Source organism: Aeoliella straminimaris (assembly GCF_024054565.1).
GTDB lineage: Bacteria > Planctomycetota > Planctomycetia > Pirellulales > Lacipirellulaceae > Aeoliella > Aeoliella straminimaris.
Window position 1 is genome coordinate 206343 of the sequence record NZ_JAMXLR010000055.1, and the last position, 25924, is coordinate 232266.

Genomic DNA, 25924 nt, shown 5'->3' on the forward strand with positions numbered 1-25924 from the left:
TTCACGCTCCTTACGTAGGCTGACCTGCGCCAATTGTTATTCCTTTAGGGATCTGCTCTTCGTCGCTCACTACAGGCGGGTGTTTGACCGTCAGCACCGGACACTTGGCCCCTCGCACTACTGCTTCGGCCACGCTGCCCATCAACATTCGCGAAACCCCTGTCCGGCCATGCGACCCGATGACAATCAAGTCTACCTGAAGTTGGTCGGCAAAGTCGATGATGGTTCTTGCCGGAGTACCCAGCAAGTTTTGCCGCTCGAATGGCACCCCGGGCACCGTGGGCGACACCTGCTCGAGCAACTCCTGACATTCGTGCTCCAGACGCTGCGTCATATCGGACATGTAGCCCATGCCGGTGTACTCCGTGCAATAGGCCGCACTTTCGTCGACAACATGTAGCAGGTACAGCTTGGCGCCGGACTCGGAGGCCAGCAGGGACGCATACCGCAGGGCCGCGTCGCTATAGGGAGAAAAGTCGGTCGGACACAAGACAGAATGGAGATTCATGGCTCGCTCCTTTCGATACGGGCGCCTCAAAGAGTACCGCTTGCCGACGGGCGCCGGTGGTCGGAGAGCCTCCACTTAATTATACGGCAAAACAGATGCCGGAGTTCTTCCCAAAACCGCTTCAAACCGCCTGATTTGCCGTCACCTGCATGGCGTCACTCGGCAAACGCCCCTTACCAGTGAGATTGAGCGTGCGGCAACGCACTGAGCGTTTTGGCCCATGGTTGCCTTGCATCCCGGCAATCTGGTGCCGACAATCGGACGGTGTACCAATTGGCACACTATTGGTTCCCAGATACATATCACGCACACCCGATCGAATGTCTATGGCGGATCGACCGCAAACTCCACATTCTGTAGTTCCCCGCGAGGGAGAAGCCCGCCTGAAGGCAATTCTCGAAACGGCGGTCGAGGGTATCATTACCATCGACGAGCGGGGGCGGTGCGAGTCGATCAATCCAGCGGCCGAGCGGATGTTTGGCTACTCGGCCCACGAAGTCGTTGGCCAGAACATCTCGATGTTGATGCCCGAGCCGTACAGCTCCGAGCACGATGGCTACCTGAATTCCTACCTTGCCACCGGCCATCGCAAGATCATCGGCATCGGCCGCGAGGCCGTCGGACTGCACAAAAGCGGCCGGCAATTCCCGATTCAGCTGTCGGTAAGCGAAATCAAACTCGAGCGGGGACGCCTGTTTACCGGCATTGTCCACGACCTCACCGAGCAGAAAGAGGCCGAGCGACGGCTGGTGCAATCAGAACGACTCGCCGTACTGGGCGAGGCGATGACACGATTGGCCCATGAGAGTCGCAACGCCCTGCAGCGGATCCAGATTGCCGTGGAAGTCGCCCGCCTGCACGGCGAAGGCAACGACCCACTGGCCACGCAGCTAGACGCCATCGAACGCGCCAACGATGCCCTAAACGCCCTGCTGGAAGAATTGCGCAATTACGCAGCTCCTTTGCACTTGGAGCGCAAACGCTCGTCGCTGGTCACCATTTGGCGCGAGGCCTGGAGCGCCGTGGGATTCCAGCGTTCGGATCGCGACGTGGAATTTGCCGAGGAGACCGACGACGAATTGCTCAAGTGCCACGCCGATCGATTCCGTCTGGGACAGGTGTTCCGTAACTTATTCGAGAATGCCCTGGCTGCCTGCGACGACCCGGTGAAGATACGCGTCTCGGGCTATCCCGCACAGCTCGAGGGAAACACGGCCGTCAGGGTGGTTGTGGCCGATAATGGACCGGGCATGGATGTCGAGCAACGGGAAAGGATATTCGAGCCTTTCTACACCACGAAGGCCAAGGGCACCGGACTGGGTATGGCTATCGCCCGCCGGATAGTCGAAGCCCACGGTGGCACCATCGCGGTGGAAGTCTCACCGTTGGGTGGGGCGGCCCTGGAACTGGTGCTGCCTGTCGAGCCGCCGCGGGCTGAAAAACCCGTGCAATCCGACTAGCTCGCCTGGCCGCTGTGCCTTCTCGCGCACCCGCGCGCCACGATGCGCGCTGCACACTGAGCCCCCCTTGCAATTTCCCCCTTTTATTACTGAGCGGGAACACGCACTTCCGTGCGCGGCACGTGAATTGCTTCTCTGTACGAATGAAAACTCCAGGGCGTGACCCGAGAGTTAGATTCACGGAGGACAATGTCATGATTCCACCTTCATCCGACACAAGGCATGGTGTGCCAAAGATGCAATCACAAACAGCCATCACATCACTATCATCGCTGCTGGGCGATGCGGTCCATCCGGGCCTCAGTGGCGTAAGTTGTCAAATCGATGCCAACATGGTCGTACTGCGAGGCGAGGTGCCCACTTTCTATCTCAAGCAACTCGCGCAGGAGACGGCCAGCCGTGCAGCAGGGGTCGAGAAGGTGAATAACGAGATTGAAGTGCATGCCAAGCCGCGCGACTGGGTTCAGGAGTGATGCTTGCGTGATACGCTCCTTGCCAACTCGAGCCTTGGCCCACTAATGTCTTCGGTCGATTGCTCGAATGAGGAAAGGAGGAGATCAAATGGCCGGACTAACCACCCGTGGAACGAAAGGTCCACCCACCCGATGGAACGGCGGCAAGAGTCTGTACGACGAGATGGAACACATGCTCTCGAAGCTCTGGGAAGAGGGGCAGGAAGCCTGGTTTGGCGGACGACACATTCCCTCGCTGGACATTGAGGAAACGGAATCCGCCATGGAAGTGAAGGTTGATCTTCCTGGCCTGAAGGCCGAGGAGATCGAGATTCAACTTAACGGCAACATGCTCACTGTGAGCGGTCACCGCAGGGCGGAGAAGGAGGAGAAAGGCAAAAAGACCCACTACATGGAACGAAAATTTGGCTCGTTCAGCCGCACGGTCTCGTTGCCTTCGCCGGTAGAAGAGGACGAAGTGGCCGCCGAATATCATGACGGCGTGCTGCACATCACCCTGCCGAAGCCCGAGGCAGCCAAAGGGAAAAAAATCAACGTCAAAGGCTGATGCCGCCGAATCAATCAGGCGGAATGAGAAGGCGGAAGTGGCGCACCGGGCCCACGGAGGCACGCAACTCCTGGGCCCCGCGCCCTGTTTCGTTCGAGGCACCAGGCAAATGATCGCACTGGCGGTTCCCAGACCGGTGCCGGGCACTTGCCCAACCGCCCCTAATTGATTGCACCTAGCTGACTTCGCTAGGATCGATGTGGTACTTTTCGATTAATCGATACAGGCTGCGGCGGCTTACTCCCAACGACTTGGCTGCCCGCAGTTTGTTGCCACCTTCGTGTTGTAATGCCTGTACCACGCGGGCGCGAGTCAATGCCGCCAGATCGATCTCCGGCGCGACAATCGCCGCCCCCGTCGTGTTCACATTTCCCAGCACCTCAGGCGGGAGATTCTCCTTACGCAGCACTTCGTCGTCGGAGAGGATCTTCGCCCGCTCGATGGCATTGATCAGCTGACGCACATTGCCAGGCCAGGAATAGTGGGCAATTGCCTCGCGGCACTCAGAATCGAACTCCCATCCGCCGCCAGCGAAATGGTCAGCCAACAACAGCACGTCGTCGGTGGTGCGTGCTCGCAGCGGTGGCAACATGATGGTCATGATGTTGATGCGGTAGAACAAGTCTTCGCGGAACCGCCTGGCTTCCACTTCGGCGTTCAGGTCGCGATTCGTCGCGGCGATCATCCGCACGTCGACCCGACGCTCTTTCAGGCTACCCACTCGCCGCATCGAGCCATCCTCCAGCACTCGCAGCAGCTTGGGCTGCAGGGCAGGGGCCAGTTCGCCAATTTCGTCAATGAACAGCGTACCTCCGTCAGCCACTTCGAACAAACCGGGCTTCGAGGCTGCCGCGCCGGTGAATGCCCCCTTCTCGTGACCGAAGAGTTCGCTCTCCAGCAGCGGTTCGGGCAGGGCCGCGCAGTTGATCACCACCATCGGCTTGTCGGACCGGCAACTGGCGTCATGCAGGGCGCGGGCAACCAACTCCTTGCCCGTACCGCTTTCGCCCTGGATGAGAATTGGCTTCTCGCTGGGACCAGCCCGCTCGACCAGGCGGAAGACCTCCTGCATGGCAGGCGAGTTGCCAATCATCTTGTGCTTGGGAGTTCCGCGATCGACCAGGGCGCGAAGCTGCGTGTTCTCTTTGCGAATCTTGGCCGACTCGCCAGCCTTGCCCACCACCGTCTCCAGTTGCTTCATCCGCACTGGCTTGGTGAGGAAGTCGTAGGCACCCAGCTTCATTGCCTCGACGGCTCGTTCGATGGTGCCCTGGCCTGTAAGCAGGATCACCTCGGTCTCGGGCGTCTCCTCTTTCATTCTGGCCAGCAGATCGAGCCCCGACATGCCAGGCATCACCATATCGACCACTGCCACGGTGAAGCTGTGGCTGGCCAGGGTGCCGAGGGCCGACTCGCCGCAATCGGCAGCCGCCACTCGATGCCCTAAAGAGGAGAAGTAAGCCTGCATGGCGTCGCGCAGCTCTGCGTCGTCGTCCACCAGCAACAAGTCTAATTTGTGGTCTGCCATAACCGTGTACTTCAAGTCTCAGTTTCGTCCGGATCAGAGAAGGAGCCAATTGAAAGCGAGTGCCATCAACGCAAGTTAAGTGCCAACAGCGAAATTATGCTATATTCCGCACAAAACGGGCGAAAGCGGGCACGGCCAGTGTGCGGTTTGGTCAGCACGGGGCAATGGTGTGCGTTCTCGCCCACCCAAGATAGTCTAATTCGTTACCACCCGCAGCGACACAAGTTGCGTCGACACTACCTGTTGAACGCGGAGTGTTGGCGGGCGCCGTTGGCCCATCGAAGCGATGGCCTTATGTCTCCCAGTCCGACTTCATCCAATGCCCCGGCTGCCTGGCGGTGGTCGACGCTGGGTTGCCCGTTTGTGCCGGTTGCGGACACTGTATTTTCGGCGGCCGCCCGCGTTGCCAACCAGTTTCTCACTGCGCGGCGTGCAATACTCCCTATTGTCGGTGCTGCGGGCAGCCGTGAGGTCACTCAGCCCGGCTCTTCAGCCGATCCACCAATAGCGTATCGACCACCAACTGCACGATGTGATAGGCCACCATGGGCAGCACAGCGAGTCCGCTGAACAATAGGGCCACATCCAGTCCGATCATCAGCGTCTTCTGGCTCCCCGCGATCGCCACTGGGAGCTGGTCGGCGTATTTCAGCCCCAGTGCCCGACTACCGAACCATCCCAAGGCAAACAGCATCAGATGCATGACGAGCACCAACAGCACTAGCCACCACCAGATGTAGGATGGGACCGACGAGGAGTCGACGCTCGCCAGTGTCTCGCCAGCGCTTACGGCCCCGAACAGCACCATGGATAGAACTCCCACCTGCGCCGCCAGACTCAGCTGGGTTTTGCTGCTCGCGGCGAACTCCAATACGGTCGTCGACCGGCGTAGTACTTGAGCGACTATCACAGGCACCACCACCAGCAGCAGTAATCGCTGCGACAAGTCCCAAGCATCGAGTTTGACCTTTTGCCCCAACATCACCCATAGCCAACCGGGCAGGACGAGGAAGCACGCGAGATTCGTGACCAACGTGACAAACAGGGCGATGGCATCGTTGCCTCCCCCACGGCGGGTCCATACAGCAGCCGAAGCCAACGTGCACGGTACGCAAGCAGCGATCAACAGCCCCACGCTGAGATCGGTGGGTAACAAGTGCCCAATCCCCCAGGCCAGGGGCGGCGCCACGAGAATGCTCAGTACCAGTGCCAGTCCCACCGCCCGTACGTTGCGTGCTGCGGCGGTCAACTGACCAAACGACATCGGCAGCGCCGTGATGAACATGACGATCGCTACCACGACTTCGCGAGGAAACTGCGAGAGCGGACCATGCAGGTGCGAACTGAGCGTCATGCCCGTTAGGAGCACTGCCAGCAACAGCACGAGAAACCAATGTCGCTGGAGAATCTTATTCATGCAGTGCTCGGGCTCGTGCAGGGCCTACTCGCTTTCGGCAGCATCTTCCTGAGTCTGGGTCGCCAAACGCCTGGCTCGCAGGCGGTTCCCTACGGCTTGGGGGCCCTCACTCGACTCAAGCAACTCACGGGCCTGGTCAATTTGGCCCATTGCCTCGAGTGCCCGGGCACGGTTGTAGATCGCCCCGTCGTGCCACTTGCCCCAGGCGGCCGCCGCGTCGTCGTTGGAGCTATCCACCTTCTCCTTGGCCAAAGCGGCCGACTTCTCGAGCCAGTTGCTGGAAACCTGATAGTCGCCCCGTTCATAGGACAGGAGACCTTGCCAGTAAGTAGCATTCGCCTTGGCTCCTTCCCATGCTCGACGAGCATCATCCGCTTTCAGGGCTTCGATCTTGTCGTCGGTGGGTCGCACCCGCTCGCTGGTGTACGCCCGCCCCGCATCTCGCAAATCGTGCATGGAGGTCTCCAGATTGCCGCGGCTGGCATCGATCAACTGCCCGGAACTTCCCCGAAACGCCAGCAACCGAGCCTTCCACAATAGTGGTTTGTGCACAAACGGCTCGAACTCTCGCGCGGCAAGCACACGAATTCGCCTTACGTCGGACGAAGCCATTCCTTCGGGGCCGTGTAGTTGGAGGGCGATGGTCTCGAAGGGATAGTCCCACAACGAAACCTCCGAAATGCCGGGCACCTCCTCAAGCAATTTGGCGAGCTTGTCGGCGTCGACATGCAGCAGCAGCGAATCTTCGCCCGCCAGTCGAAACTCCAACAGTGCCGCGCGACGCGACAGAGCGAAGGGCCCCGCCACGATGTGAGCTTCCAGCGAGTCGAGTTCCGTGCCCTCTGGCAGATAAGGCGCGTCGTCCAAGTCGAGCGTGGCCAGCAGCGTGGGATCTTCGATCACTTCGGCCAGACTGGCCGTGTTGCCTTCAGCATTCTGAATTGCGAGCCCTAGCTGCGGATCGTACAAACGGACTTGGCCATCGATCAGCGCGCCACACCACAGGGGCCCGTCCTCGCCCCCCGCACGAACCACCACCACGGGCACGTCCTGCTGACGGCAAAGCTGGGCAAATACCCACGCCCGGCCTTCGGCGGTGGCGTGCCCGTGCATCAGCGACTGCCAAGGTCGATAGGTCGGCAGCGAGCTGTTGGGTTCGTCAAGTTGCACGTTGCGAACTACCCAATCGAAGATGCGGTCGATGCGACGGACATCGTCCTGCTCTCCTTCGGTCACGCGATTGCTGATGTCGCGTGCCCAGCTAGCTTCCTGGAGCAAGCGTCCCTCGTAGCCTTGGGCCTGGATGACGCGTTGTTCCTCGGTGGGCAGCGAGAAGGCGTTGCGATCTAGCGCCTTTTCGCTGGCCAGGAGCTGAAGTTCTTCATCGTCGCGAAGCGACTGCGGCAACTTTTCCAACAACGACGTCGGCTGCCACTCGACCGTGGCAGCGGTCTGACGCAGCCATTGATTCAGGCGTTCGACGATCTGCTCGACGCCCTGCTGGTCGGGACTTGGCTCCCACCCTAACAGCGGTGCACCGCGAGCCGCATACTTTCGGAGGTCGTCAACCAGGTCTTCAAGCCGCGAATCGCGGTAGCGAATGACCTCCAGACGAAACGTGGTGTCTTCGCCCGGCTTGAACAGCGTATCGAAAGGCAGGCGAATTTGCTGTTCCTCGCTTAGTACGGAGAAATCGACCATCAGCGTGTTGGAGTCGACCACCTGCGCCACGGGCACTTCGAACACGCTTACCGAGACTATATCGCCCTCGATGGTGTTCAACTCTCGATCAATCTCAATGTCTACCTTCTCGCGTTCCTCCTCGGGCAGCTGCATGATCTGGCGAAGCTGCTCGGGCGTAAGACCTCCGCTCCCTGCGCGAAATTCGTTTTCCAACTCCGATTGCCGGTCGGCGTACCACTTCACCAGGTCACCCGGCCGAATGCCGACTTCCGAGAAACGCCCGTTCCGCTCAGGCACCCTCAGAACGTATACAGGCCGCTCGGCCCCGGGAAGCAGGGTGAGTTCCGCCTCGACGTCTTTGCCGTCGCTGCTTTGACTGGCATCCAGAATGACGGAGGGAGGCTTTAGTTCGGTGATCGACTGGTTAGGCAAGTCCGCCAACTGATTGGCCGCCGTAGTAAGCAAGGTCTGGCTTTTCTGATTGCTGGCCGCCGACTTTCCGACGCGGCCCCCAGCGGTCGTCTTGCGGGTATCATTACCGCAGCCAGTCGTACCCACAGCAACAGCGAGCACCACTGGCAGCATGAGCAGCGGCAAGGTCAGAAGCATCGCGTTGCGGTGGCGATTCGGCATGAGAGGCATCGTCTCGTTGAGGGATTCGTGTTCGGCTCAGGAAAAGCGGCCAACCGTTTCGCGGATGGCGAGCAATCGCTCTATCATTGCGGGCAAATCGTCCAGCGGCACCATGTTCGGGCCATCGCTGGGCGAGCTATCAGGATCGGGGTGCGTTTCGCAAAACAGCCCGTCGCATCCCAGCGCCATGGCCGCCCGGGCCAGCGGCTCGACCATCGCCCGATTTCCGCCCGTCTTGCCGCCCAGACCGCCTGGTTGCTGCACGCTGTGCGTCGCATCGAACACCACAGGTGGTCCGAGTTCTTTCATCAGCGGAATGGACTGCATATCGTTGACCAGGCGGCCGTAACCAAAAAAGGTGCCTCGTTCGCACAGCAGTATGTTCTCGCACCCGCTGGCGGCCAGTTTGCCCACCACGTGCCGCATGTCGGCCGGGGCGAGAAACTGCCCTTTCTTCGCATTAACTGCCTTGCCGGTTCGCGCTGCGGCCACCAACAGGTCGGTTTGACGCACCAAAAAGGCAGGAATTTGCAGTAAATCGCACACCTGACTCACCGGCTCGGCTTGCGAGGGCTCATGGATGTCGGTGGTGGTCATCAGCCCTGTGGCGGTGCGCACCTGCTCAAGCATCCGCAGTCCCTCTTCCAGCCCTGGACCGCGGTACGAGTCGATGCTGGTGCGGTTGGCCTTGTCGAACGAGGCTTTGAAGATCAATTGGACGCCGGTCGCCTCGGCCATCGTGGCCAACCGCTCGGCAATCTCAAGCGCTGCGTCCGCTGTTTCCAGCACGCAGGGGCCGGCGATTACCAGCAACCGTTCCCCGGGACCACAACGAAACGAGCCAATCTGAGCAGGGTTGTTGGGCACAGCAATTTGGGGGACGGAGAGCAGGGGAGTGGGCAAATCGGGGGATACATCGCGGCGGCAACGCGTATATCTGCCGCATTTCGACCATAATGACCGACGGTCCGGGTAGCATCAATCCCGCTCGGCACTTACCTCAAATCCAAGATTCCTGGCAACCTTCCGGCTGACTACCAGCGACATGCGACCAGGCAGGGAAGTGACCTCCACCGGCAGCATCCCGCCGGGGTCGCCATCGATCTGGTACGACACCGGCTGACCGTCGGCGCTCTCGATCAGGAACTTACTGCGTCGGGCAGTGTGCACGCTGGAAAGCGCATGGTGCCGCCGGCACAGCATGTTGAGCACGTACCACATGCCGGTCCCCAACGAACCACGTTCCAGTACACAGGCATCCAGCAGGCCATCGGTGCCCACGGCATGGGGAGCGATGGGCAGGTTCATCGCGTAGCGTGGCAGATTCAGCATGAACGACCAGCAACCGGTGGCCGTAAACGGTTCGCCTGTGGAATCGAGCGACGTAATACGAACCTTCGGGTAGCGATAACCGGCAATGGTCTGCAATACCGGAGCGACGTAGGCCAGGTGGGTGATGTTGCCTCGGCGGTTCTCGTGTACCTGTCGCACCACCTCGGCGTCGAGCCCTGCGCTAAGAACGGTGGTGAATAGCTGGTCTCCGGCGGTGGCCGCGTCCATCGGCACTACGACCCCTTCGGTCAGCAACTCGGCAACGGATTCGGGCGTGCGTCGGTGCGTGAGGTAGCGGGCCAACAGGTTTTCGGTACCCAGCGGCAATACGGCCAGTGGAGTGCCGGGCGGTGTCGAATTGAGCGCTGCACAGATGGTTCCGTCACCTCCCGCAGAGACGACTCCTCGCAGTTCACCCGCCTGCATTAGTTCGAGTGTAGCATCGTGCAGTTGGTCGATCTCGGAGACTTGTTGCACGCTCAACCCGTGGTTGGCGAGCGTCTCCACAGCGCGTCCAACAATGGCTTGACCACGTCCGGCCCCCGCCTTTCGATTCACCAACATCAGGACCTGCCGCGCCCCTTGGTCGAGGGGGCGGACCATCCGTGGCTGGTCGGTGGTCGAGTCGGCCGTCGATTCGATATTCATGCAGTCGGTGAGTTCTCAAGTTGGGATTCGGCCTCGCGGAGGCCCAGTGCACCAAAACATTGCTGAGTTCGCCGTCGTGAACAGTCCATTGTGCCCAAGTGCTTGTTGTTAAACAAGTTGCATCGCGCCAGTCTCGTTTTGAAACTCACCTTCGCAACTCATGGCTGGCCATCGGCACAGTGTATCGGTTGCCTACACTTTGCGGCAAATTGCTCCAATCAGAACGCCTCAGAACCCCCCTTCGGCCCGTCGGTTTGCTGCGGATAAGACCGTCTGAAAAAGAGCCGCTGTCTCACACTAACTTCATACGGAGCAACACTTTGCGATCACAACAGACGAGACCGATCGGCGCTTTCTGGTATTCCTGGCACGCTAGCTGCCGTATAGAGGGTCGGTTGCTGGCTCCGGTCCGCCGGAGTTTGGCAGCCCCAGAATCGCTGGCCCGCGGGGCCTCGAATGAAATGTGGTACGACGGTTGACTTGCCCCTGACCGTCATGCCAGCTTGGCGTGTGTCCGGCTCATTCGAGGCCCGCTTTTTTTTGCGCGGTGGCCAAACAAAGCAATTAGTGCCCCCATGGCCATCAGGCCCGTGGCGGGTTCAGGGACACTAGTTCCGGCCACCGCTCCCACAGATCCCGGAGTCGTGGCCCCCAAATTGTTTCGCCACACGGCGTAGTCTGCCAGATCTACCATGCCATCGCCATTGCCATCGGCATCCAGCGAAGTCGTCGATCCGAACTGAGTCTTCCACCACAGGTAGTCCGCGTCGTTGACGATGCCATTTCCGTTGAAATCACCTGGCAGGTCTTGAACTTCTCCCTCGCCCAGGTGTTGGTACAGGATGGCCAGATCGAGGTCATCGACCACCCAATCGCCGTTGGCGTCGGCGGTGAGATTGCCAGTTGTGAGATCACCCTGACTGGCTTCCCAGACTGCTTCGTCGGCCGAGTCGACGACGCCATCAAGATTGAAATCACCGGTCACTAACGGTGCCCGAACCCACTTGTAGAAAGCAGGCGGGCGAAAATCGGGATCTTCGGTGGTGCCAAAGTTAACCACGGGGGCCGTACTCACGCCGGAGGAGTAGGAGGTAAATACGTCCTGCACCATTGGATAGTTCACTAAGCTACTCAACAGGTCCCAACCACTGCTGACCTCGCCGTAAACAGTATAGGGTCCTGGGTCAAAACCCGCGGAGTTGTCGGTCACGTTGATAAACCAGCCCGCGGCAGCCGAATCGAGATCGGATGTTCGCGCCGCCGCCAGGGTGCCGGAGGTGTTGCTCAGGCCGTTGCTGGCGTCGAATTCGTTCTTGATCGTTCCATGGTTCGCTGGCACCTGGTAATAGTGCATTGTGCTCGGCGAGAAGGGCGTGAAGTAGTAGAAGGCGCCTCCCTGGAGGAATCGTGACGAGCCCGACGCGGAACGATGAGTGTAGGTGTAGTCGTACGTTCCGTCATCAACGTATTGCAGGAAATTGGCAACGTGCCGTGGCGAGTCTTCGCCGAACAGGTCGATCTCGAACGCGCCTCCTGGCCAGTAAACTCGGACACGATTGGTCACTTCGTTGGCCGTGGCGGCCTGAGTGACAACCAACAGCAGCATAAACAGGCTGTAATGGCCCGGTGAGAAAGTAGGTAACTTCATGCCTGCGACGCTCGCGGATTGCGTAGAGAGTAGTTGTTAGCGCGCATCGCGTGCAGCGCCAGTCTCTGGTTCCAACCATTTAGCCTACTTGCAGAGGACAAATCTGTCCACGAACGGGTCGCTCCCACTGCCCGTTCACTGCCGCTACAATGGGCAGCACGGTGAAAAAGCCGCAGGGCGGCTGACCTAACTCTTCCTCAGACCTTCTGAATGTATTGATTATGCCAGCTTTTCCAGAGATCGACGCCATTCGTTTCGAGGGACCGGACAGCCGCAATCCTCTCGCATTCCGCTACTACGACGCCGATGAGGTAATCGAAGGCCGCACGATGCGGGACCATCTGCGATTCAGCGTCGTGTACTGGCACACGCTGCGAAACCCGTTGAGCGACCCGTTCGGCGTGGGAACCGCCGTGCGGCCATGGGACGATGGCAGCGAGTCGGTCGAGAACGCCCAGAACCGTGCCCGAGTGGCGTTTGAGTTCTTCGAAAAGCTCGGCGCGCCGTACTATGCATTCCACGATCGTGATATCGCTCCCGAAGGGGCCACGCTCGGCGAAAGCAACAAGAACCTGGACGCAGTCGCCAAGGTGCTGAAGGAGGAACAGCAGCGATCGGGCGTCAAACTGCTATGGGGCACAGCAAACCTGTTCGGCAATCGGCGTTACATGCATGGTGCCGCCACGAGCTGCAATGCCGAGGTGTACGCCTACGCCGCGGCGCAGGTGAAGAAGGCCATGGAATTGACGCTCGAACTGGGTGGCGAAGGGTACACCTTCTGGGGCGGTCGCGAGGGGTACCAGTGCCTGTGGAACACGGACCTCAAACGCGAGCTCGATCATCTGGGAAGATTCCTGCACATGGCGGTCGACTATGCCAAGGAGATTGGCTTCACCGGGCAGTTCTACATCGAGCCAAAGCCCAAGGAACCGACCAAGCACCAGTACGATAGCGATGCGGCGGCCTGCCTGAACTTCCTCCGGCAGTACGACCTGATGGATCACTTCAAGCTGAACCTCGAGACCAATCACGCTACGCTCGCCGGTCACACCATGCAGCATGAGCTCGAGGTCACCGGCTCAGTAGGAGCGCTTGGGTCGATCGACGCCAACACCGGCGATTTGCTGCTGGGCTGGGATACCGATCAGTTCCCTACCGACATCTACCTCACCACGCAGTGCATGCATGCCATCCTGAAGTACGGCGGTCTCAAAACCGGCGGCGTGAACTTCGACGCCAAGGTGCGCCGCGAGAGCTTCGAACCGATCGACTTGTTCTACGCCCACGTCGGCGGTATGGATGCCTTTGCCCGGGGTCTGAAAATCGCCGCAGCAATTCGTGCCGAAGGACGCCTGCAGTCGATCGTCGACCAGCGGTATGCCAGCTGGTCGGATGATTTAGGTGCCGACATCGAGGCCGGCAAGCACAACTTTGCCAGCCTCGAGAAACTGATGCTCGAGAAAGGCGAGGCGGCCGCCAACACCAGTGGTCGTCAGGAAATGATCGAGAACCTCATCAACGAATATCTGTAACTCTCTCTCGCCATCCAAGACGCAAGTCCACACCAGGTTCACGGCCGAAGCGGCCAGGGTGAGGCCTTTACGCAGCCATTGGTTGCCTGCCGCCACACATCTGTTGGTAGATTTGCAGCAACCTGGCAGCGACCGCATCGCTGGAAAACTGTCTCAAAGCCCGGTCCTGGGCGCTGGCTCCGTAGCGTGCGAGCAACGTTCGATCGGCGTGCAGTAGCCGCAGGACCTCGGCCAAAGCGCCGACATCCCCATTGGGAAAGACAATGCCGTCCTGCCCGGCGCGCACGGCTTCCTTCAACCCACCCGCATCGCTCACCACGGGACAGACCCCGGCGGTCATTGCTTCGAGCACGGCAACACACAGTGCTTCGGCCCTGGAGGGCATGACGAACACGTCGGCCGCCGCCAGCAGCCGCGCGGCCCGGGGCTGGAACCCCGTCAGGTTTACGCGTCCCTGCAGTCGTGGATCGCTTGCCAGTTGCTCGATCTTGGAATCGAGCACCCGCCCCATCAGTACGAACTTGATGTTGGGCAGGTCGCTGCACTCCATCGCGGCCTTAAGCAGCACATCGGCGCCCTTTACCGGCCGCATGTTGGCTACCATCTTCACCACCAGGGCGTCGTCGGCCAGATCGAGTTCACGGCGTGCCAGATCGCGCGAGAGCGGCACGGTGCCAACCCCGCCCAAACAGTTATAGACCACGTGGCATCGCTCACTTGGCACTCCCGCGGCCACAAGCGAGTCGCGCACGGCGCCGGACTCGCAGGCATGGGCCGTGACCCTGGGCGACAGGTACGTGATCCACTGGTCAGGGCTCCACCGCTTAATCTGCGAGGTCACTCCGCGGAACGAAACAATCGGCACCCGACGACCCAACGATTGGGTGGCCAGCACAGCGTGGGCTAGCGGCCGGGGATAAAACGCATGAATGACATCGGGCCGCGCTTGCCGGATCGCTTCGCGGACCTGGCAAATCGGCTCCCAATGAATCTTGCCTTTGCGCTTGTAAGGCAAGCAGTTCACCGGCTCGGCGGGCTGATCGGCCCCCATCGACATGCTCCACACCTCGACGTTGCCGCAAGCGGCTAAGGCGTTGTTGATGGTCGACTTGGCGCCAATAGTCAGGATGCGCATGGATACTTGCTGTTAGCTCGGCTACGCAGCTGCCGATTGGGACCTTCGCAAACCGTGAATCACCTCTCCGTACACTTGCCCAACCGACAGATCCCGCATGCAAGCGTGGTGTCCCAGTGGGCAGGTTCGCTTTACACAGGGTTGGCAGTCGAGCGCCAGCGTCAATGACGTTTCCAGATTGTAGTGTGTTTGGGTGTGTTCTGGCGAGGTCGGTCCGAACAGTGAAATCACTGGCTTGCCAAAGGCAATGCCGAAGAACCGTGGGCCGCTGTCCGTGGTGAGCAGCAACCGCGACCGCCGAATACACGCCTTGGTCAAACCCAGGGGCACGTCGAACTCTGCCAAACTCACCACTCGGCGGTCGTCGGCGCGGCGGACGATAGCACGAGCGATGTCTCGCTCGGCCGGTCCGCAGTTCACCAGCACATGCAGGTTCTCTTCGTGAGCCAGCCGCCGGGCCACCGCGGCAAAGTGCTCGGCGGGCCAGTGCTTGGCCGCACCGTATGCTCCGCCCGAATTCATCACGACCACCCGGTTGTCGTTCGGCAGGTCGAGGGCCTTCCACACGGCATCGGCCGCTGTTTCGTCTTCGCTGGTGGTGCCCAACTCCAGGTGGGGAGATTCGATACCACAGCCCGCGGCGTAGGCCACCTTCAAGTAGGCATCGATCGTCGCGGCGGCTCCGGTGTCCACCCGAACATTCATTAGCAGTCGACGCAGGTCGCGGGCCGTCCCGACTCGTTTGGCAGCACCACTCCGCCAGGCCATCCAGCCGGTACGCAGCGAGTTGGTCAGCAATACGGCCATGTCGACGCGAGCCGCACGCAGCTTGGCAATGGCGCCGCTTTGGCGGCGGTCGCCCGATTTGACCTTCGGCGAATACAGGATTTCCTCGTCCAACCAGGGCGACCCGGCCAGCACTTCCGAAACGTAGGGCCGCATGACGCCAATCAAATCGCCTTGCTCGCCCACCATCTTCTTCAACGCTCGCAGCGCGGGCGTAGCCATCACAACGTCGCCAATCCAGTTGGGCAAGAACACTGCCAGTCGCATCGCGTCGTTCCTCAGAATGTTGCGCCAGAGGTTATCGGGGAGGGGATGATAGTTGCTCTCCCGCCCGCGGGCAACAGCAGCGACACGATGCTAGCACCGCTTGCTCACCATTCGATTCCGCGTTGCTTCAAATCGACCTCCAGTTGGTCGTGATCGGTGTACTGCACGGCGTTCAGCCCCGCGGTGATGGCCCCTTCGACGTTCTCGATGCGATCGTCGACAAAGAACACCCCCTCGGCCGGCACCCCACACTTTTGCACGGCAAAGTCGTAGACCTTCCGGTCCGGTTTCATGCTGCGGGCGTCGAAGCTCGTCACATTCTGCTCGAAGACGTCGCACAGCACTGGGAATCTGCCATCGGTCAGGAAGCGCCAATGCACGGGATTCGTGTTCGACAGGATGCCGAGCCGATGCCCGGCCGCCTTCAGGTCTTGCACCAGCGCAAAGCTCGACTCGATGGGGGCGAACATGTCGGCCGCGGCCACTTCCAATTCGCGGCGATCGGGCTCCACGTTCAGTTCGCGGCAAAACCGCTCGAAAAACTCGTCCTCGCTCACCAGCCCATGCTCGAACCGCCACAACAGGCTCTCGCGTTCGTGGGGACCGATCACCAGTTGGGCCACGTCCTCGTATGACACCCCGGCGACCGCGGCCATTTGCTCGCAGGCACGCTCGTTGGAGAAGGTCAGCAGCACGTTGCCGAGGTCGAAGTACAGGAATTGCGGTTTCATGTGGGCGGGATGGGCTTTGGGTCGCGGCTGGTTACAATGGGGGGCTGTCTTTCTCTTACGATATCCGTTGCGGCGACAATGAGCACTCCCCTGTTACGTCTGGCCACCGAGGCCGATTTGGCGGCCATTAACGACATTCATAATCATTACGTGCTCAACACGTCGAGTACTTACGCGCTGGAGCCGATGTCGCTCGAGACGCGCCGCAACTGGTTTACCAGCCGCGCGGAAATCCACCCCGTGACGGTTATCGAAGACCAGGGACAAGTCGTCGCCTGGGGTGCGCTCGGGTTCTTTCGCCTGTTGGCAGGTTACCGGACCACGGTGGAAAATTCGGTGTACGTGCATCTCGACCACATGCGTCGCGGCCTGGGATCGATGATCCTCCGCGACCAACAGCAGCGTGCCACGGACCTTGGCCTGCATTCGATCATCGCCGTGATCGATAGCAAGCAGCAGGCCAGCATTGCTGCTCACGGCAAGCAAGGCTATCGCGAAGTGGGCCGGATGCAGGAAATCGCCCGCAAGTTCGATCGCTACCACGATGTCGTCTTCATGCAGTGGATGGTGAATGCCGAGTAGCAGGCAGTAAGCTGCAGCATGCCAGACCATCGCCGGCCCCCAAGCGACCGCCGCTGAGTGGTTCGAGTGCAGACGTCTCGCTACGCCGCCTGCTTTAGTTTCTTGCGTTCGTGCGTCGACAGTTCGGTCAGGTTGCCAGCAACCACGGCGTGGGCCACCGCGACGCGCCGCTGAAGTCGCCAACCGGCGAAGCCCCCCACCAGAATCGACGCAACGAACAGCCGCGGTTCGTAGTCTACCAGGTAGCCGAGCAGTTGGTTGATTGCCCCGCCCACGCCACCATAGATGCCAGGACCCTTGGGAATCACCTTCAGCGGCTGAACCGGTTGTGGCGGTCGCGAGAGGTCGGGCTTGGCAAACCAACGGATCGACGTCAATCGTTGCCAGGCCGTCTGCTCCACCGACACTGTTGCCGAGTTCGTGGTTGGCTGCGGTTGCGACAACTCGCCAAGCGTCGCCCCGGGTCGCTGGCTTCCGACCGGCTGCAGTTTTGAACGTGGCAGTCCAATCGGCATCGGTTCGTTGGCCTCGCTGGCAGGTTGCACGGCCAGCACCACGGTGCGCGAGCCAAACCGCTCGTAGGCCGCGTTGCCCACAATCGCACCGGCTAGCACGATCATCGCCATGACGATGTACGAGTTGATGCTTTGCGGATCGAGCCAGCGGTTCAGCAGGGCGAAGGTCACGCCGGCCGCGGCGATGGCCAGTGGCAACGTCCGCCACAGCACGCTGGCCACGACGTCGTGATCGCCCCCGCCGATGAGCGTCGCCAGCAGCATCATGACCATCTGCCATACAGCCGCGAGCGCTCCGCCCACGTCGTACAGCAGCACCAGCACCACCAACAGCACCACCAGGCTGGGAGGTACGTGCAGCCGCTCGCGAATTGTCTCGTAGATCCGACCGAGCATGTCCAATCTTTGCGAAGTTCCTAGCCACCTTCGGTAAACCACCGCGAGAGGTTAGCGAAACAGCGAAAGCAGCGTAAGCCCAACTGACAGCGCAAGCCCAAGTGATCGGACCGGCCGCAGGAGTTTTGTCCCCCAGGATTTTGTCCCCATCGGGGGACAAAACAATTCATGGGCCCAAAACTCCCCGGTTTTGGTCACCCCTGTGTCAAAAACACCCTTGTTTTTCCGATCCTTTCGAACACCCCCAGCCAAAACCCATCGCGTTGTTCTCCGCATGTCGACTCCATGGGCCCAAAACCTATTGGCCCAAAACCAAGGACCCAAAAAGCCGTTGAGCCAAACGGGTCGAGGTCACTGGGAGTCCGGGCGGGGCAGGGCAGGGCCCTCCGCGCCCCGCTGGCAACTTGCCGCCGGAAACCAACTCCCGAGCCCCAAGCATCGGCAAATCCATTCTCCCGCAAGGCGTGTAAAATATCTACGACTGTTGATGTAAAAGGTGGATATCGAAGCACGCAATGGTAGCCGGATTCGCAAGAATTCGGACATCCTGGTCGCTCACCCGATCTCTTGCGAATCCGGCCACTTCTCCCGGGTAGAATGAACTCGGCCTTCACTACCTCCGGCACATTGCCCGAATGACGGACAGATCGCCTTGACCAACCGAAAATTTAAACCTGGCTTCCGACTCTCGGCCATCGATGTCGCGGTTCTAGTACTCGGCAGCGTGGCGGTAGCCTATCTGAGCATGCAGATTTCGCTGTGGCTCGGGCTCGGCGTGGCGTTCGTTGTCGCCCACTTCTTTCTGTTCTGCAACGTGTTTCGCGTGGCCCGGCCGCTGGAACTCGGTTGGTCGGCCGTGTTTGTGACGCTTGTACTGTGCTGTACGCTGTTTGCCGTGCCGAGTTGGCCGCTGGTTTTCGCTCTAACCCTGCCAGCCACGATCGCAGTGATCGGATTAGAGTTGAGCAAAGCGTCCTATCACGGAGTACTTTGGCAATCGATCAACCCCCAGTTGCCAGACTGGTGGGAGGCACAACTTGCGAAGTGAGGCGAGGCGAATGCACTTCGCAAAAGCGTTGTCGCGACACGAATTGTCGAGCTCGTGAGATCAGGGTACACTCCGCCTTGCTGATGGTTGCCCCATGTGGAGATGGTTTTGGGCCGAGGACATAGCGATGCTGGAGAGCCGGGTCATACTATCGCTCGTTGCTGTAGCCTACGCCTTTGGAATTTGGTGCATCGACCCCAAAGCCAACAATGCGGGGCCCGACAGTTTCTGGGCTCTGGGTAAGAGTGATCCATTTCGTAACATGATCTGCAAAGAAGACGGGACGCTACGTCGCCACGTTAAGACATTCTTGTACGCTCAAGCGCTCGTACTGTTCATCGTGGCATGGGTGATGTAAGCCATTGCCAGCAGATGCAGAGGGCCTGCAAGAGTGGTCCTTCGACGCGCCTCGTTTCCTACTCACTTCGCTTCATCTCCTGGTTGCTGCGAGCCCCCCATGTCCGACTCTCCACCTTTCGATCTCGTTCAAGCTCACCGCTATTTTTCGGCGAGTTGCTTCAATCGTACCTGGGCGCAGATCGAGAACGCCGATCGCACACCCGCAGAAGACGACGCGATGGTGCTCACGGCGGCGGCCTCCTTGTGGCATTGGACGCAGCGGCCCGATTGCACGGATGAAAATCTCTCGATTGGTCACTGGTTGCTTTCCCGCACGCTCGCCTTGGCAGGGCAGGGGGAGGCGTCCATGCGGCACGGCCTGCGGTCGCTGGAATTGGCCGCCGAGAGTTCGAGCTTCTACATCGGCTATGGTCACGAAGCGGTGGCGCGGGCCGCCCTGGTGTTGTCGGACGAAACCAGTTTCCGCGCGCACTTGCGCGAAGCTGAGGCTTGCCTAACGCAGATCGCCGAACCTTCGGAACGCGAGCTGCTGGAGCCCGATTTGCAAAACTTGGCTCAACACTTTCGCAATGATGCGTAACACCGCGAACGAGTCGGTGTTCTTTTGCCGCGCTCCATTCGTCGCATTGTGCTTGCGCGTCGATGTTAACTCACCATTAACTTGACATTGGCCATGGCTGGGCTTACTGTCAATGCGGTGCGGTAATCGGCCCATTCATTGGGCGGATTACCACGTCTCATCCTCCTTTCATCGATCTTTGTCAAAGGCTTTCGTCGTGCCTTCATAACGCTTGTGTCCGCCACGCCCGCGACCGCGTCCCTACTGCTTGCCTGGTTCCCGCTCGATTTCCCAGGACAGCACGCACGACAGCTTTTCACGACCATCATGCGATCACCCTACAGACAGACTCCCTACAAACACCGAAAGCTCATCCCATACAACCCGACACCGGCAACGCGTACGAACGTTCAACAGGGGAATCTCCACTTCATGACTTCAGGCACCACCCTTCCACTTCACCGTGCAACCTCCTGGTCAGCCGCCCTGGCGGTGGCCGTAGCCCTGTGGGGCTCTGCGGCCGGCGCCATGGCCGCGTACACCGTTACGCGTTTATCGCCGAACTTCAACCCAGGCTCGATGCCGCACGTGGTGAACACGGCGCTGCACCTGCCGGTCGATGTGGACGTAGCCCCCGGAAATAGCGATTACTTCTTTGTGTCGCAGTTGGGCGGCGTGGGGTCCGACGGTTCCGATGGCGACGACATCACCAAGGCCGATGGCCGGATCGTGCTGCTCGATCGCAACACAGGCAGCGTCGACTTCAACACTCCGTTTCTGGCTATCGGCGACACGAGCCTCTTCGAAGGAGTGGCGGTGCCCGAGGTGGGGCTGTTTTCCACGGCCTTTCATCCCGACTTTGCGACCAACGGCAAGTTCTATGTCAGCGTGGCAGTGAATTACCCTGGTCCCGCCCCGAGCTTGCTGCCCCGCGATCCACGTACGCCGCCGTTCAAGCTGGCGGTGCGTGAATACACGGCCGATCCCAGCGACATTGCCGCCGGAGCCACGTTCAGCAAGACGATCTTTGAAGTCGATCAGCCCGCGTTCAATCACAATGGTAGTTGGATTGGCTTCAACCCCCTGGAGTCCGCCCAAGGCAACAACTATCTGTATGTCACGCTGGGCGACGGTGGCAATCAGCACGACGCCTACGACTACGCTCAGGACAAAGATCACCTGCTCGGGTCCATTGTGCGAATCGATATCGACGGTGACGACTTCGCCGCCGACCCGGATCGCAACTACGCCATTCCCGCCGACAATCCGTTCGTCGATGCGGACGGACTCGATGAGATTTGGGCCTATGGTTTCCGCAACCCTTGGCGTGCCAGCTTTGATACGGCGACGGGCGACATGTATATCGGCGACGTAGGGCAGGGCACTTGGGAAGAGATCGACCGCATCGCCGGCGACATCGGTCCCAGCGACGATCGCAACTACGGCTGGCGTTTGCGCGAGGGCTTTGTCGCTACGCCGACGGGCCCAAACGTGGGTGGCCGCGCACCGGCCGACAACGTCAATCCCATCCTCGCCTATCGGCATGGCAATGGCGATTTCCAAGGCAACTCCGTGGCCGGTGGTATCGTCTATCGCGGGCCGGTCGAGGAGTTCCAAGGCATGTACATCTTTGCCGACTCGGTGTCGCGCAACATCTGGGGGATCGATCTGGACGACATCGACTCGTTCGACCCCAACAACCCGAGCGATACCTTGGTGCTGTTGAACGATGCTTTGGCGCCGCAAGATGGTAACTACGTGAGCGTGGTGAGTTTTGCCGAAGACGAACAAGGGAACCTGTTGATTGTCGACAACGGTTACGACGTTGGCGGACTGGGTGGCAACATCTATCGGCTCGATTTCGTGCTGGCAGGCGATTACAACAGCGACGGCACCGTCGACATCGCCGACTATACGGTTTGGCGGAACCACCTCGGGGCCGCCGCCGGAACTTTGCCGAACGACCTGGACGGCGGCGTGATTGGCCCAGACCAGTACGACACTTGGAAGGCCAACTTTGGCAAGTCGCAGCCGCCGTTGGCCACCGCTGCGAGTGTGCCGGAAGCGGGGTCGCTGGTTCAACTGCTCGGCGTGATGTCACTGATGCTGCTCTGCTACCGGTGCAGCTGACGCCCTGGTTTCATCGCCGCGAGGTTCTACCATGCAAGGCCAGCGCTGCGGCGGTTCCGCACAGCACCAGCAGCAGGGAGGCCGGTTCCGGCACATTGGTCTGGTCGGTCGGCGGCGCGGTGCCTGCCGCAGCGCCGAAGTTCTGCTTCCAGGTAAGGTAGTCGCCACCATCGACAATGCCCGAGCCATCCGTCGTGCTCCCCGTCGGCAGCACGCTATCGGGTGCGCCCAGATGGTTTCGCCACACGGTGTAGTCGGCCAGATCGACCAGCCCGTCGCTGTTGAAGTCGCCCGGCAGACCAGGCAGGGCGATGGCGATGGTCCCATCCACCAGCAGGTTCGAAGTATCCCACACCAAATTGCCGCTTAGGGTCGGCAGGATGAAGTCTGCAGGGTCGAACGTACCAGTGGCTGTGGCGAAGTCCAGCAAGTTCCAAACATCGCCACTTGCCAGCGACTCGGGAGCAACGCTGGAGTCGAGCACCAGTTCTAGCACAGATCCATCGGCAATTTGCAAATTGCCCGCCACTTCAAGCCGATCGCCAACACCATCGCCGGCAATATCGAATGCGGTGATCGAACCCGACTCGAGAGAGAGATCGCCCTCGACGGTTAGCGTCTCGAAACCTTGCGCGGCGAAGCTCTCGTCGATCGTCACGTTGTCGATGACTACCCAGGAACCAGGATCGGAACCAGCGCCCGGCAGGTTGGAGATGCGCAACCACAACGGATCGGTGTCGTTGGCGGCCGATAGGTCGAGCGCGGTACTGAACGAGGCAAAGTTGCCCTCACCAAACAGATCGGTTGTTGGCGAGTCGACGCTGGCGACCAGCGCCAGCCCCTGGCCCGCGATGTCGACGTCGTCGGCAGCACCGGGGAACTGTCCTTGATAGACTTCCAGCCGCACCGACACGGCGCGATCTGCAGCGGCCGCGTTGTCTCCCCCATAGTCGAGCGAGACCGTGTAGTTGCTGGTTGCACTCTTGGCGCCAATCTGCTGGTAGATCCAGCGGCCGCCCACCCCGATGGGCCCGCCAACGTCGCCGTTGCCGTCGCCTAGCAGCACGCCGGCATCGGCGGTGGGGCTGAGTCCCTGCTCGTGTTGTGCGGTATTCCAGAAGTCGGAGGCGCCGGCATAGCTATCGACGTCGAACCACAAGTCGACATCGGAATCACCAGGTGGGTTGATGCCGGTCTCGAAGTCGCCGTTGGTCACCGATAGCGTGGGCGCGGTGGTGGCCGTCGCACCGCCCACGGCCAGCCTCGAGCCGCTCGCAATGGTGACGTTGTGACGAAAGACACCTTTGCCAGTAACGGTGGATCCGCTGGTAGCCGTGACGTCGCCAACAACCGTTGTATCGCTCTGGTTAATGAGCGTTTGCCCTGCAGCCAGCTGAAAAGTGCTGCCGAGCTCGGACACGTCGAACGACGCGCCAGGGTGGACTTCGATGATGGCCGAACTGGCAATCGACGCCGCGCCCGTGAGCCGTAGCGTTCCCTCGCTAACGCTGGTGGCGCCCGTGAAAGTGTTCGCGGTGGTGAGCGTGAGAGTGCCCGTGCCGAATTTGGTGAGGCCACCGTCGGGCGAGGTGCCAAGCGCCGCATCATGCAACAGCGACTGACTAAGTGTCACGTCGTACGCCTGCGTATCGATCTTCGCCCCGCCCGTCTGCACGTTAGCGGCCGTGAGGTTCTCGAGTAGCGTACTGGTGCTGAGGCGAGATTGCAGCACACCGCCGTTGAAGTTGACGGTCGCCGTGCCTGCTCCCCGAGTGATAGAACGGGCTCGGAAGGTTCCACCTCGTAGATTGATGACGCCTGCGCCCGACGATTGGTAGCCAACTTGTGTCGCACCAACGGCATTGACGAGGCCATAGCCATCGACAGTGAGCGTTCCCTCCCCCTCTTCGCCGACGAGCAGCCAGTTGTCGGCGTTCGCCTGGTTTAAAGTTCCGTCGGAAATCGTCCACGATCCCGTGGATCCCGAGTAGCGTCCGATGGCCACGAAGCCACTCGCGTCGAAGGTGCCGCCCGACTGGTTCACGGTACCGGTGCCGCGTCCGCCGACGAACACATTGGTGTTGGCGTCCACGGTTCCGCCACTGAGGTTGTAGACACCGTTGGCATTTGCCGAACCACGACCGCCGACGACGAACGATCCGTCCTGCGGCCGATTAACGGTCAGCGTGCCGCCACTTTGAACCACGGTGCCCTCGGCACGTGAACCCGAGTTGTAGCCCGAACCAACATAGAAGCCGCCACTGGTGCCGACCACGATGCTGGCGTTGTCGGAAAGGTAAAGCGTTCCGGTAGCCGGCGTGGAGTTGTCGCCGGTGTCGCCGATGTTGAAATCGGCATTGGCCGTGAAGCTACCGCTGCCCGCAACTCGCATGGTGGCCGTTTCGCCCAGTATTTGCCCCACGCTGGTATACGAACTGGCCGACAGCGAACCGGTGACCGAGAGGGTGCCGCGCCTGACGAAAAGATTGCCCGAGACGTTGGAGTTCGCCCCCGAGAGGACCAGGTTGCCATCGCCGTACTTGCTGAGTCGCGGGGCGACGACTTGGCCCATCAGCGTCAACGCACTGGCCGACGGCGTGACGTTCGCCTCGAGGTTGTCCACGGCGTTGATGGGAGCCGCGATGGTGTGCGATCCTTCGGCGACGTTCAGCGTGGCCGTTTCTCCTGCCACATCGTCGATCGTGAGCGTGGGACTCGCCAGGCTGCCGAGGGTATAGCTGCCGAAGCCGCGGAAGTTGATGGTACCAACCGTGCGCGATGTGGAGAGCGCCACGGTGTACGGCCCGGTGGTCTGCGCCGCAAAGTTGGCCACGTGCCCCACGCCATCGGGCACGGTGTCGTAGGTCCAGTTGGTAGCCGATTCCCAGGTGCGGTCCGACTGGCCGGTCCAGTAGGGATTCACCTCCACGAGGCTCGGCCAGTCGTCGCTGGTCCAATGAAGGTCGCGCAGGCCGAAGGTCGCAAAGCCGGTCTGGCCGCCGGCCCACGGTCGATCGGCGTCGTAGTAGTGGTAGCTGAACTGCTGCTGACCATCCACCTCCATGAAGCTGAAGTGGCCGGGGCCGATCTTGCGGCCGTCGTCGTCCATGAACAGCGTGCCCCCGCCGGCGAGCATGTTCACGCCTTCGGCGTCGAGGAACGGACCGGTGGGACTGTCGCTGCGCCCCACGCGAATGTTGTAGGTGCTGCTCGAGCCACTGCAGCACCCACCCCAGTTGGTAAACAGGTAATAGTATCCATCGCGCTGCATCATTGCTGCTCCCTCGATCTCCGGCGTCGGCCCCGGGGCGGCGACGTTGGTGCCGGGCGACGAGTCGAGTGGCAGGCCGGTCGTAGGATCCATCTCCTTGACGTAGATTCCGTTGTTGAACGAGCCCCAGGTCATCCACAGCTTGCCCGTGTCGTCGTCGAGCATCATCGACGGATCGATCGCGTTGTACGGATTGCTGTGCCCCGAGCCCATGACGATGCCGTGGTCGGTCCAGCCGTAGTCGGGCGAATCGGGGTCGAGCGTGGGACTCGTGGCCAGGCCCATGCCCGAGAGCTTGGTGCCCCACACCGAGGCGGAATAGTAGAGCTTGTACTCGTTGTCGAGCTTGATGACGTCGGGTGCCCAGAGGGACCGGCCCGTGTAGCCCGGCACCGCGCCGGGCACCCAGGATGGGAGTTGGTTGAATGGCGATGGCTCGCGGGTCCAGTTCACCAAATCGACCGACGACCGTGCCGCGAGCAGGTCGCCCGTCGAGAAATAGTAGTACCGCCCGTTGTCGTAAACGACGGTCGAAGGATCATGGGCGCCCAACTCGCCGGTAAGCTGGGCACATGCAGCCCCCATCTGCAATACGATGATTGCAAAACAGGGTACCAATTGCGAACGGAGAATCTTCATTCGACGATATACACCAACCGGATGGGCATCGATCCCAATGGCAGAAGAGTCATCTGCGGCGGGGGGCGACGAGTGTAAGCCAGGGCCCCGCTCAGA

Annotated in this window: 21 protein-coding genes; 9 read left to right on the forward strand and 12 right to left on the reverse strand. The window is 60.7% G+C overall.

Annotation, left to right across the window (positions count from 1 at the left end):
• Nucleotides 1-10 precede the first annotated feature (10 nt).
• Nucleotides 11-508, reverse strand: a complete 498-nt coding sequence (locus tag NG895_RS16110) for a universal stress protein (protein WP_252853548.1) — start codon at nucleotides 506-508, stop codon at nucleotides 11-13.
• Between the two features lie 326 nt (nucleotides 509-834).
• Here NG895_RS16110 and NG895_RS16115 point away from each other — a divergent pair, with 326 nt between their 5' ends.
• The 3 genes from NG895_RS16115 (at nucleotide 835) to NG895_RS16125 (ending at nucleotide 2988) form a co-directional block, all read left to right on the forward strand.
• Nucleotides 835-1968: a two-component system sensor histidine kinase NtrB gene (locus tag NG895_RS16115; protein WP_252853549.1), complete on the forward strand. Its 1134-nt coding sequence runs from the start codon at nucleotides 835-837 to the stop codon at nucleotides 1966-1968.
• Nucleotides 1969-2204: 236 nt separating this feature from the next.
• Nucleotides 2205-2441, forward strand: a complete 237-nt coding sequence (locus NG895_RS16120) for a BON domain-containing protein (RefSeq protein ID WP_252853550.1) — start codon at nucleotides 2205-2207, stop codon at nucleotides 2439-2441.
• A gap of 88 nt (nucleotides 2442-2529) precedes the next feature.
• Nucleotides 2530-2988: an Hsp20/alpha crystallin family protein gene (locus NG895_RS16125; protein ID WP_252853551.1), complete on the forward strand. Its 459-nt coding sequence runs from the start codon at nucleotides 2530-2532 to the stop codon at nucleotides 2986-2988.
• A 175-nt stretch (nucleotides 2989-3163) separates the two neighbouring features.
• Here NG895_RS16125 and NG895_RS16130 read toward each other — a convergent pair whose 3' ends face one another.
• From NG895_RS16130 to NG895_RS16155, 6 genes are all read right to left on the reverse strand, one after another.
• Nucleotides 3164-4516, reverse strand: coding sequence for a sigma-54-dependent transcriptional regulator (locus NG895_RS16130; RefSeq protein WP_252853552.1), 1353 nt, complete (start codon nucleotides 4514-4516; stop codon nucleotides 3164-3166).
• Between the two features lie 472 nt (nucleotides 4517-4988).
• Nucleotides 4989-5933 carry a bile acid:sodium symporter family protein gene (locus NG895_RS16135; protein ID WP_252853553.1) on the reverse strand — a complete coding sequence of 315 codons (945 nt, stop codon included), beginning with the start codon at nucleotides 5931-5933 and terminating at the stop codon, nucleotides 4989-4991.
• A gap of 24 nt (nucleotides 5934-5957) precedes the next feature.
• Entirely contained in the window at nucleotides 5958-8249 is a 2292-nt protein-coding gene (locus NG895_RS16140; protein ID WP_252853554.1) for a transglutaminase-like domain-containing protein, read from the reverse strand.
• A 36-nt stretch (nucleotides 8250-8285) separates the two neighbouring features.
• Nucleotides 8286-9116: a 3-deoxy-8-phosphooctulonate synthase gene (gene kdsA, locus NG895_RS16145; RefSeq protein WP_252853555.1), complete on the reverse strand. Its 831-nt coding sequence runs from the start codon at nucleotides 9114-9116 to the stop codon at nucleotides 8286-8288.
• Nucleotides 9117-9227: 111 nt separating this feature from the next.
• Nucleotides 9228-10229 (reverse strand): diacylglycerol/lipid kinase family protein, encoded by a 1002-nt coding sequence (locus NG895_RS16150; RefSeq protein ID WP_252853556.1) that lies wholly within the window; start codon nucleotides 10227-10229, stop codon nucleotides 9228-9230.
• Nucleotides 10230-10722: 493 nt separating this feature from the next.
• A complete protein-coding gene (locus NG895_RS16155; protein ID WP_252853557.1) occupies nucleotides 10723-11877 on the reverse strand; it encodes a peptidylprolyl isomerase in 1155 nt (384 codons plus the stop codon).
• Nucleotides 11878-12098: 221 nt separating this feature from the next.
• On the opposite strand from NG895_RS16155, the gene xylA reads away from it, so the two are divergent.
• Nucleotides 12099-13409, forward strand: a complete 1311-nt coding sequence (gene xylA, locus NG895_RS16160) for a xylose isomerase (RefSeq protein WP_252853558.1) — start codon at nucleotides 12099-12101, stop codon at nucleotides 13407-13409.
• Nucleotides 13410-13476: 67 nt separating this feature from the next.
• Here the strand turns inward: xylA and NG895_RS16165 are convergent, their stop codons facing one another.
• The 3 genes from NG895_RS16165 to NG895_RS16175 form a co-directional block, all read right to left on the reverse strand.
• On the reverse strand, nucleotides 13477-14544 hold the full coding sequence (locus NG895_RS16165; RefSeq protein WP_252853559.1) for a glycosyltransferase family 4 protein: 1068 nt from the start codon (nucleotides 14542-14544) through the stop codon (nucleotides 13477-13479).
• A 21-nt stretch (nucleotides 14545-14565) separates the two neighbouring features.
• A complete protein-coding gene (gene waaF / locus NG895_RS16170) occupies nucleotides 14566-15597 on the reverse strand; it encodes a lipopolysaccharide heptosyltransferase II (RefSeq protein WP_252853560.1) in 1032 nt (343 codons plus the stop codon).
• Nucleotides 15598-15701: 104 nt separating this feature from the next.
• Nucleotides 15702-16328, reverse strand: a complete 627-nt coding sequence (locus NG895_RS16175) for an HAD family hydrolase (RefSeq protein WP_252853561.1) — start codon at nucleotides 16326-16328, stop codon at nucleotides 15702-15704.
• A gap of 78 nt (nucleotides 16329-16406) precedes the next feature.
• Here NG895_RS16175 and NG895_RS16180 point away from each other — a divergent pair, with 78 nt between their 5' ends.
• Complete coding sequence (locus NG895_RS16180; protein WP_252853562.1) at nucleotides 16407-16910, forward strand: GNAT family N-acetyltransferase; 504 nt, start codon at nucleotides 16407-16409, stop codon at nucleotides 16908-16910.
• Between the two features lie 80 nt (nucleotides 16911-16990).
• On the opposite strand, the gene NG895_RS16185 is transcribed toward NG895_RS16180, so the two are convergent.
• Entirely contained in the window at nucleotides 16991-17821 is an 831-nt protein-coding gene (locus tag NG895_RS16185; RefSeq protein WP_252853563.1) for a hypothetical protein, read from the reverse strand.
• Nucleotides 17822-18473: 652 nt separating this feature from the next.
• Between NG895_RS16185 and NG895_RS16190 the strand changes: the two genes are divergently transcribed.
• The 4 genes from NG895_RS16190 (at nucleotide 18474) to NG895_RS16205 (ending at nucleotide 21918) form a co-directional block, all read left to right on the forward strand.
• On the forward strand, nucleotides 18474-18869 hold the full coding sequence (locus NG895_RS16190; RefSeq protein WP_252853564.1) for a hypothetical protein: 396 nt from the start codon (nucleotides 18474-18476) through the stop codon (nucleotides 18867-18869).
• Nucleotides 18870-18963: 94 nt separating this feature from the next.
• Nucleotides 18964-19227 carry a hypothetical protein gene (locus NG895_RS16195; protein WP_252853565.1) on the forward strand — a complete coding sequence of 88 codons (264 nt, stop codon included), beginning with the start codon at nucleotides 18964-18966 and terminating at the stop codon, nucleotides 19225-19227.
• Between the two features lie 99 nt (nucleotides 19228-19326).
• A complete protein-coding gene (locus NG895_RS16200) occupies nucleotides 19327-19809 on the forward strand; it encodes a hypothetical protein (RefSeq protein ID WP_252853566.1) in 483 nt (160 codons plus the stop codon).
• A 411-nt stretch (nucleotides 19810-20220) separates the two neighbouring features.
• A complete protein-coding gene (locus tag NG895_RS16205; protein WP_252853567.1) occupies nucleotides 20221-21918 on the forward strand; it encodes a PQQ-dependent sugar dehydrogenase in 1698 nt (565 codons plus the stop codon).
• Between the two features lie 10 nt (nucleotides 21919-21928).
• On the opposite strand, the gene NG895_RS16210 is transcribed toward NG895_RS16205, so the two are convergent.
• A complete protein-coding gene (locus NG895_RS16210) occupies nucleotides 21929-25828 on the reverse strand; it encodes a family 43 glycosylhydrolase (RefSeq protein WP_252853568.1) in 3900 nt (1299 codons plus the stop codon).
• Between the last annotated feature and the right edge of the window lie 96 nt (nucleotides 25829-25924).

Excerpts from the sequence above, each read along its gene's own strand:
- NG895_RS16110 (WP_252853548.1), bottom strand. The coding sequence starts at position 508 with ATGAATCTCCATTCTGTCTTGTGTCCGACCGACTTTTCTCCCTATAGC.
- NG895_RS16115 (WP_252853549.1), top strand. The coding sequence starts at position 835 with ATGGCGGATCGACCGCAAACTCCACATTCTGTAGTTCCCCGCGAGGGA.
- NG895_RS16120 (WP_252853550.1), top strand. The coding sequence starts at position 2,205 with ATGCAATCACAAACAGCCATCACATCACTATCATCGCTGCTGGGCGAT.
- NG895_RS16125 (WP_252853551.1), top strand. The coding sequence starts at position 2,530 with ATGGCCGGACTAACCACCCGTGGAACGAAAGGTCCACCCACCCGATGG.
- NG895_RS16130 (WP_252853552.1), bottom strand. The coding sequence starts at position 4,516 with ATGGCAGACCACAAATTAGACTTGTTGCTGGTGGACGACGACGCAGAG.
- NG895_RS16135 (WP_252853553.1), bottom strand. The coding sequence starts at position 5,933 with ATGAATAAGATTCTCCAGCGACATTGGTTTCTCGTGCTGTTGCTGGCA.
- NG895_RS16140 (WP_252853554.1), bottom strand. The coding sequence starts at position 8,249 with ATGCCGAATCGCCACCGCAACGCGATGCTTCTGACCTTGCCGCTGCTC.
- NG895_RS16150 (WP_252853556.1), bottom strand. The coding sequence starts at position 10,229 with ATGAATATCGAATCGACGGCCGACTCGACCACCGACCAGCCACGGATG.
- NG895_RS16155 (WP_252853557.1), bottom strand. The coding sequence starts at position 11,877 with ATGAAGTTACCTACTTTCTCACCGGGCCATTACAGCCTGTTTATGCTG.
- xylA (WP_252853558.1), top strand. The coding sequence starts at position 12,099 with ATGCCAGCTTTTCCAGAGATCGACGCCATTCGTTTCGAGGGACCGGAC.
- NG895_RS16165 (WP_252853559.1), bottom strand. The coding sequence starts at position 14,544 with ATGCGCATCCTGACTATTGGCGCCAAGTCGACCATCAACAACGCCTTA.
- waaF (WP_252853560.1), bottom strand. The coding sequence starts at position 15,597 with ATGCGACTGGCAGTGTTCTTGCCCAACTGGATTGGCGACGTTGTGATG.
- NG895_RS16175 (WP_252853561.1), bottom strand. The coding sequence starts at position 16,328 with ATGAAACCGCAATTCCTGTACTTCGACCTCGGCAACGTGCTGCTGACC.
- NG895_RS16180 (WP_252853562.1), top strand. The coding sequence starts at position 16,407 with ATGAGCACTCCCCTGTTACGTCTGGCCACCGAGGCCGATTTGGCGGCC.
- NG895_RS16185 (WP_252853563.1), bottom strand. The coding sequence starts at position 17,821 with ATGCTCGGTCGGATCTACGAGACAATTCGCGAGCGGCTGCACGTACCT.
- NG895_RS16195 (WP_252853565.1), top strand. The coding sequence starts at position 18,964 with ATGTGGAGATGGTTTTGGGCCGAGGACATAGCGATGCTGGAGAGCCGG.
- NG895_RS16200 (WP_252853566.1), top strand. The coding sequence starts at position 19,327 with ATGTCCGACTCTCCACCTTTCGATCTCGTTCAAGCTCACCGCTATTTT.
- NG895_RS16205 (WP_252853567.1), top strand. The coding sequence starts at position 20,221 with ATGACTTCAGGCACCACCCTTCCACTTCACCGTGCAACCTCCTGGTCA.
- NG895_RS16210 (WP_252853568.1), bottom strand. The coding sequence starts at position 25,828 with ATGAAGATTCTCCGTTCGCAATTGGTACCCTGTTTTGCAATCATCGTA.